Here is a 5,700-nt window from a genome sequence, read left to right as displayed (position 1 = left end):
TCGCGGTCCGGGCCGACGTCCGGCCGGACGCTCCCCGGGGGGCGGGGGACGCCGTCCCCCGGGTCCCGGGGGCGCTGCCCAGCCACTACGCCCCCCGCGCCCCCGCGCGGTCGGGCCCGCTCGGCGCCGTCGCGGACGCCCTCGCGGCGGACGCCGGCGCCGTGGCGCTGGTGCGGTCCGCGGCGCTGCCGCCCGACCTCGCGGCGCGGGTGCTGCGCCTGCCCGACGACCCGGTCGCCTACGCCCGCGGGTTCTACGACGCCGTTCGGCGGCTCGACGCGGGCCGACCGAGCGTCCTGTGGATCGAGGCGCCGCCGGACGGGGACGCCTGGGCGGCGATCCGCGACCGCGTCGCGCGCGCTACCGCCTGAGCGCCCGGGTCGCGGCGCGAGGCGGCCACGTCCCGGCCGGGACGTGGGTACGCTTTTCGCGATGCAGAACGTCCTCCACCTCGGTCCCGAAGCGCGCGCCCTGTTCGAGGCCGTCCGCGAGGCGGTCGCGCCGGTCCTGGAGGGGAGCGACCTCCGGGACCGGCAGATCTTCCTGCTTCGTTTCGAGCGGTGGTTCCAGAACCTGCTCGACGGGTTGCGGCCGGTGTACGGCCACCACCCCGACTTCGAACCGTTCCTGGAGCAGCTCGCGCGCGACCTGGCGGAGGGGTTCGTCGCGCGCCCCGAGGCGCTCAAGGAGCTCGACCTCGAGCGCGACCTGACGCCCGACTGGTTCCAACGCGAGTCGATGCTCGGCTACGTCTTCTACGTCGAGCGGTTCGCGGGGAGCCTCGAGGGGGTCGAGGCGCAGCGGCCGTACTTCGAGGAGCTCGGCGCGACGTACCTGCACCTCATGTCGACCCTGCAGGCGCGGGAGGGGGAGAACGACGGCGGCTACGCGATCCGCGACTACCGCGAGGTCGATCCCGAGCTCGGGGATCGCGAGGACCTGCGCTCCACCTGCACGACGTTGCGCGAGCGCGGCATCAGCGTCTGCATCGACCTGGTCCTCAACCACTGCGCCGACGACCACCCCTGGGTGCGGCGGGCCCTCGAGGGGGACGCGCACTACCAGGACTACTTCTACCTGTTCGAGGGGCGGACCGCGCCGGACGCCTACGAGCGGACGTTGCCGGAGGTGTTCCCCGACCTCGCGCCGGGCAACTTCAGCTACCAGCCGGAGCTGGACCGGTGGGCGTGGACGACGTTCCACGCCTACCAGTGGGACCTGAATTGGGCGAACCCGAACGTGTTCCTGGAGATGGTCCGCATCATGCTGGACCTCGCGAACCTCGGGGTGGAGGTGTTCCGCCTCGACGCCGTCGCCTTCCTCTGGAAGCGGTTCGGAACCGATTGCCAGAACCAACCCGAGGTGCACGACCTGCTGCAGGCGTTGCGGACGTGCAGCAAGATCGCCACGCCCGCCGTCGCGCACAAGGCGGAGGCGATCGTCGGGCCGCGCGACCTCGTGCACTACTTCGGGACGGGGCGTCGCTACGGCAAGGTCGCCAACATCGCCTACCACAACTCCCTCATGGTGCAGTTCTGGTCGGCGCTCGCGAGCCGCGACACGCGTCTCATGCGCCAGGCGTTGGGGGCGTTCCCGCGGACGCCCGCCTCGATCGCGTGGGGTACCTACCTGCGGTGTCACGACGACATCGGCTGGGCGGTGTCGGACGACGACGCCGCCGCCGTCGGCCTCGACGGGGCCGCCCACCGAGCGTTCCTGAGCGACTACTACACGGGGGCGTTCCCCGGGACGCACGCCCGGGGGCGGGTGTTCGGTGCGAACCCGAAGACCGGCGACCGGCGGGTCAGCGGGATGCTGGCGAGCCTCGCGGGCCTGGAGAAGGCGCTGGAGGAGGGCGACGACGCCGGGGTGGACCTGTCGATCGAGCGGATCCTGCTCGGGCACGCCCTCATCTTCGGGTTCGGGGGGATCCCGCTGGTCTACATGGGCGACGAGCTGGGGATGCGCAACGACTACGGCTACGAGGCGGTGCCCGACCACCGCGGCGACAGCCGCTGGATGCACCGCCCGCGCATGGATTGGACGGCGGCGGCGCGCCGCCACGACCCGGGTTCGGTGGAGGGCCGCATCTTCGCGGGGCTGGTGACGTTGGCGCGGGCGCGGGCGCGGACGCCGCACCTGCACGCGTCGTACACGACCGACGTGCTCGACGCCGGCAACCCGCACGTGTTCGCGTACGCGCGGCCGCACCCGCTGGGGACGCTGGTGGGGCTGCTGAACTTCAGCGAGGCGCCGCAGACCGTGGAGGCGGCGGTGCTGCACGATCACGGCCTCGAGCGTCCCTACGACCAGATCGCGCAGGCCTTCGTGGACCTGGGGTCGGGCCGCCTGACGTTGGCGCCCTACGACCGACGCTGGATGTTGTGAGGCGCGCCGGCCCCGCGCGCACGGGGGTTGAACCGGCGCGAGCGGACCGTGTACACTGCGTAGGTTTGCGCCCCTGGCCCGCAGCGACGGGTCTGGGGGTCGATTCGTCTGCGGACGCCCGCGAGCGCCCGCCCGCCGAATCACCGGAACACGCCGAAGGAGGGCGGACGGCCCGCCCCCCGAACGAGTCGCAGCGAGGCCGGAGCCACCGCGCCCGACGACGCCAGGAGCGCGTCGGTGCCGCCGAAACCGCAGGGAGTGATCGAACTGCCGACCGTGAACCAGTTGCTCCGCAAGGGGCGCAAAACGCTGACGAAGAAGAACAAGACGCCCGCCCTCAAGGGCGGTCCGCAACGGCGCGGCGTGTGCACCGCGGTCAAGACGCAGACGCCGAAGAAGCCGAACTCGGCGCTTCGCAAGATCGCGCGCGTGCGGCTCTCCACCGGGTACGAGGTCACGGCCTACATCCCGGGCGAGAAGCACAACCTGCAGGAGCACTCGGTCGTCCTGATCCGCGGGGGCCGCGTCAAGGACCTCCCCGGGGTTCGCTACCACATCGTCCGCGGCGCCCTCGACGCGCAAGGCGTCGACGTCGGGCGCTACGTCCAACGCAACCAGGGCCGTAGCAAGTACGGCACCAAGAAGCCGAAGAAGTAAGGGAGGGGTCGCATGGGTCGCAGGAGACGCGCCGACGTCCGCGAGTTGCAGCCGGACCTGGTCTACGCCGACACCACGGTGACGGCGTTCGTGAACAAGCTGATGCGCGACGGCAAGAAGAACCTCGCCAGCCGCATCTTCTACGGAGCCGCCCGGCTGGTGCAGGAGCGCAGTGGGCAGGAGCCGTTGAAGGTGTTCCGCTCGGCGCTGGACAACGTCAAGCCGCGTACCGAGGTCAAGTCCCGCCGCGTCGGGGGGGCGACCTACCAGGTGCCGGTCGAGGTCGGTCCGCGCCGCGCGCAGTCGCTCAGCCTCCGGTGGTTGGTGGCGGCCTCCGACGCGCGGCCCGAACGCACCGCGGTCGAGCGGGTCGCCGGGGAACTTCTGGACGCCGCGCAGGGGCGCGGCGGGGCGGTCAAGAAGAAGGAGGACGTCGAGCGCATGGCGGAGGCGAACCGCGCCTACGCCCACTACCGCTGGTAGGGCGCTCGAGATCATCATGGCTACCGACACCACCACCGACCTCCGCCGCACCCGCAACATCGGGATCGCCGCGCACATCGACGCGGGCAAGACGACCCTGACCGAGCGGATCCTGTTCTACGCCGGCCGCATCCACAAGATGGGCGAGACCCACGAGGGCGGCTCGCAGATGGACTGGATGGAGCAGGAGAAGGAACGCGGCATCACGATCACGTCCGCGGCGACCCAGTGCGCCTGGAACGATCACCGCATCAACATCATCGACACGCCCGGCCACGTCGACTTCACCATCGAGGTCGAACGCTCCATGCGCGTCCTCGACGCCGCGGTCGCGGTGTTCGACGCGTCGCAGGGCGTCGAGCCGCAGTCCGAGACGGTGTGGCGGCAGGCGGACCGCTACCAGGTGCCGCGCATCGCCTTCGCGAACAAGATGGACAAGACCGGCGCCGACTTCCAGCTGGTGCTCGACTCGATGGAGGAACGCCTCGACGCGAACGCCGTGCCGATCCAGTGGCCGATGGGCGCCGAGGACGCTTTCGAGGGGGTCATCGACCTCATCGAACGGCGCGCCTACATCTACAACGACGACCTCGGGCAGGACATCGAGGTCGTGGACGTGCCCGAGGCGTACGCCGAACTGGCGGCCGAGAAGCGAGCGTTGATGATCGAGAAGTTGGCCGACGCCGACGACGAGGTCGCCATGGCGTACCTCGAGGGCGAGGAGCCCGACGTCGAGACGCTCAAGGCCGCGATCCGCAAGGGCGTCATCTCGCTCGAGGTGTTCCCCGTCATGTGCGGCTCCGCGCTGAAGAACAAGGGCGTGCAGCGCCTCCTCGACGCCGTGACGTACTTCCTGCCCAGCCCGCTCGACGTCCCGCCGATCCGCGGGGTGCTCGAGGGGGGCGAGGAGGAGTCCCGCCCCGCCGACGAGACCGCGCCGACCTCCGCGCTGGCGTTCAAGATCGCGACCGACCCGTACGTCGGGCGGCTCAGCTTCGTGCGCGTCTACTCCGGTGCGCTCGAGTCCGGCAGCTACGTGCTGAACGTCTCGAAGGGCAAGAAGGAGCGCATCGGTCGCCTGTTGAAGATGCACGCCAACAGCCGCGAGGAGGTCGATCGCATCGCGGCCGGCGACCTCGGGGCGGTCATCGGCCTCAAGGACACGACGACCGGCGACACGCTCACCGATCCGGGGGCGCCGATCGAGCTCGAATCGATCGAGATCCCCGAGCCGGTCATCACCGTCGCCATCGAGCCGGCCTCGAAGGCGGACCAGGACAAGCTCAGCAACGGCCTCGCGAAGCTCGCGGAGGAGGACCCGACGTTCCGCGTCGAGACCGACCCCGAGACCGCGCAAACGAAGATCTCGGGCATGGGCGAGCTGCACCTCGACATCATCGTCGACCGCCTCAAGCGCGAGTTCAAGGTGAACGCGACGGTCGGCGCGCCGCAGGTGGCCTACCGCGAGACGATCACCCGCCCGGCGGACGTCGAGGGCAAGTTCGTGCGGCAGACCGGTGGGCGCGGCCAGTACGGGCACGTCAAGGTCAAGGCCGAACCGCGCGGTCGCGGGGAGGGCTTCGAGTTCGAGAACGCCATCGTCGGCGGGGTCGTCCCGAAGGACTACATCCCCGCGGTGCAGAAGGGCGTCGAGGAGTCGATGCAGAACGGCCCGCTCCTGGGCTTCCCGATCGTCGACATGAAGGTCACCCTCTACGACGGCTCCTACCACGAGGTCGACAGCTCCGAGATGGCGTTCAAGATCGCCGCCTCGATGGCGGTCCGCAACGCCATGGAGAAGGGCGCCGCAGCGATCCTCGAGCCGGTCATGCGCGTCGAGGTCGTCACGCCCGAGGAGTACATGGGCGACGTCATCGGCAACCTCAACTCGCGCCGCGGCCAGATTCAGGGCATGGAACCGCGCGGCAACGCCCAGGTCGTCAACGCCCACGTCCCGCTCGCGGAGATGTTCGGGTACGCCACCGACCTGCGGAGCCTCACGCAGGGCCGCGCGACCTTCACGATGTTCCTCGACCACTACGCGGAAGTCCCCAAGACCATTCAGGAAGAGCTCGTCCGCAAGTAGCGGACCCCTCTCACGGAATCAGGAGAAACGATCATGGCGAAGGAAACGTTCGAGCGTACGAAGCCGCATGTGAATGTTGGGACGAT

Annotated in this window: 5 protein-coding genes; all 5 read left to right on the top strand. The window is 70.3% G+C overall.

Annotation, left to right across the window (positions count from 1 at the left end; translation table 11 throughout):
- The coding region (locus tag RI554_10245) for a Sua5 family C-terminal domain-containing protein (protein ID MDR9392395.1) at positions 1–371 on the top strand (371 nt) is incomplete at its 5' end.
- A 61-nt stretch (positions 372–432) separates the two neighbouring features.
- Positions 433–2,388, top strand: coding sequence for an amylosucrase (locus tag RI554_10240; GenBank protein MDR9392394.1), 1,956 nt, complete (start codon positions 433–435; stop codon positions 2,386–2,388).
- Positions 2,389–2,655: 267 nt separating this feature from the next.
- Positions 2,656–3,045 (top strand): 30S ribosomal protein S12, encoded by a 390-nt coding sequence (gene rpsL, locus RI554_10235; protein ID MDR9392393.1) that lies wholly within the window; start codon positions 2,656–2,658, stop codon positions 3,043–3,045.
- A gap of 12 nt (positions 3,046–3,057) precedes the next feature.
- Positions 3,058–3,528 carry a 30S ribosomal protein S7 gene (gene rpsG, locus RI554_10230; GenBank protein ID MDR9392392.1) on the top strand — a complete coding sequence of 157 codons (471 nt, stop codon included), beginning with the start codon at positions 3,058–3,060 and terminating at the stop codon, positions 3,526–3,528.
- 16 nt (positions 3,529–3,544) lie between these two features.
- Positions 3,545–5,614, top strand: a complete 2,070-nt coding sequence (gene fusA / locus RI554_10225) for an elongation factor G (protein ID MDR9392391.1) — start codon at positions 3,545–3,547, stop codon at positions 5,612–5,614.
- The last annotated feature ends 86 nt before the right edge of the window (positions 5,615–5,700 follow it).

It is taken from the genome of Trueperaceae bacterium (assembly GCA_031581195.1).
Taxonomy (GTDB): domain Bacteria; phylum Deinococcota; class Deinococci; order Deinococcales; family Trueperaceae; genus SLSQ01.
The sequence above is the reverse complement of the archived record's forward strand: the minus strand, read 5'-3'. Positions and strand labels throughout refer to the sequence as shown.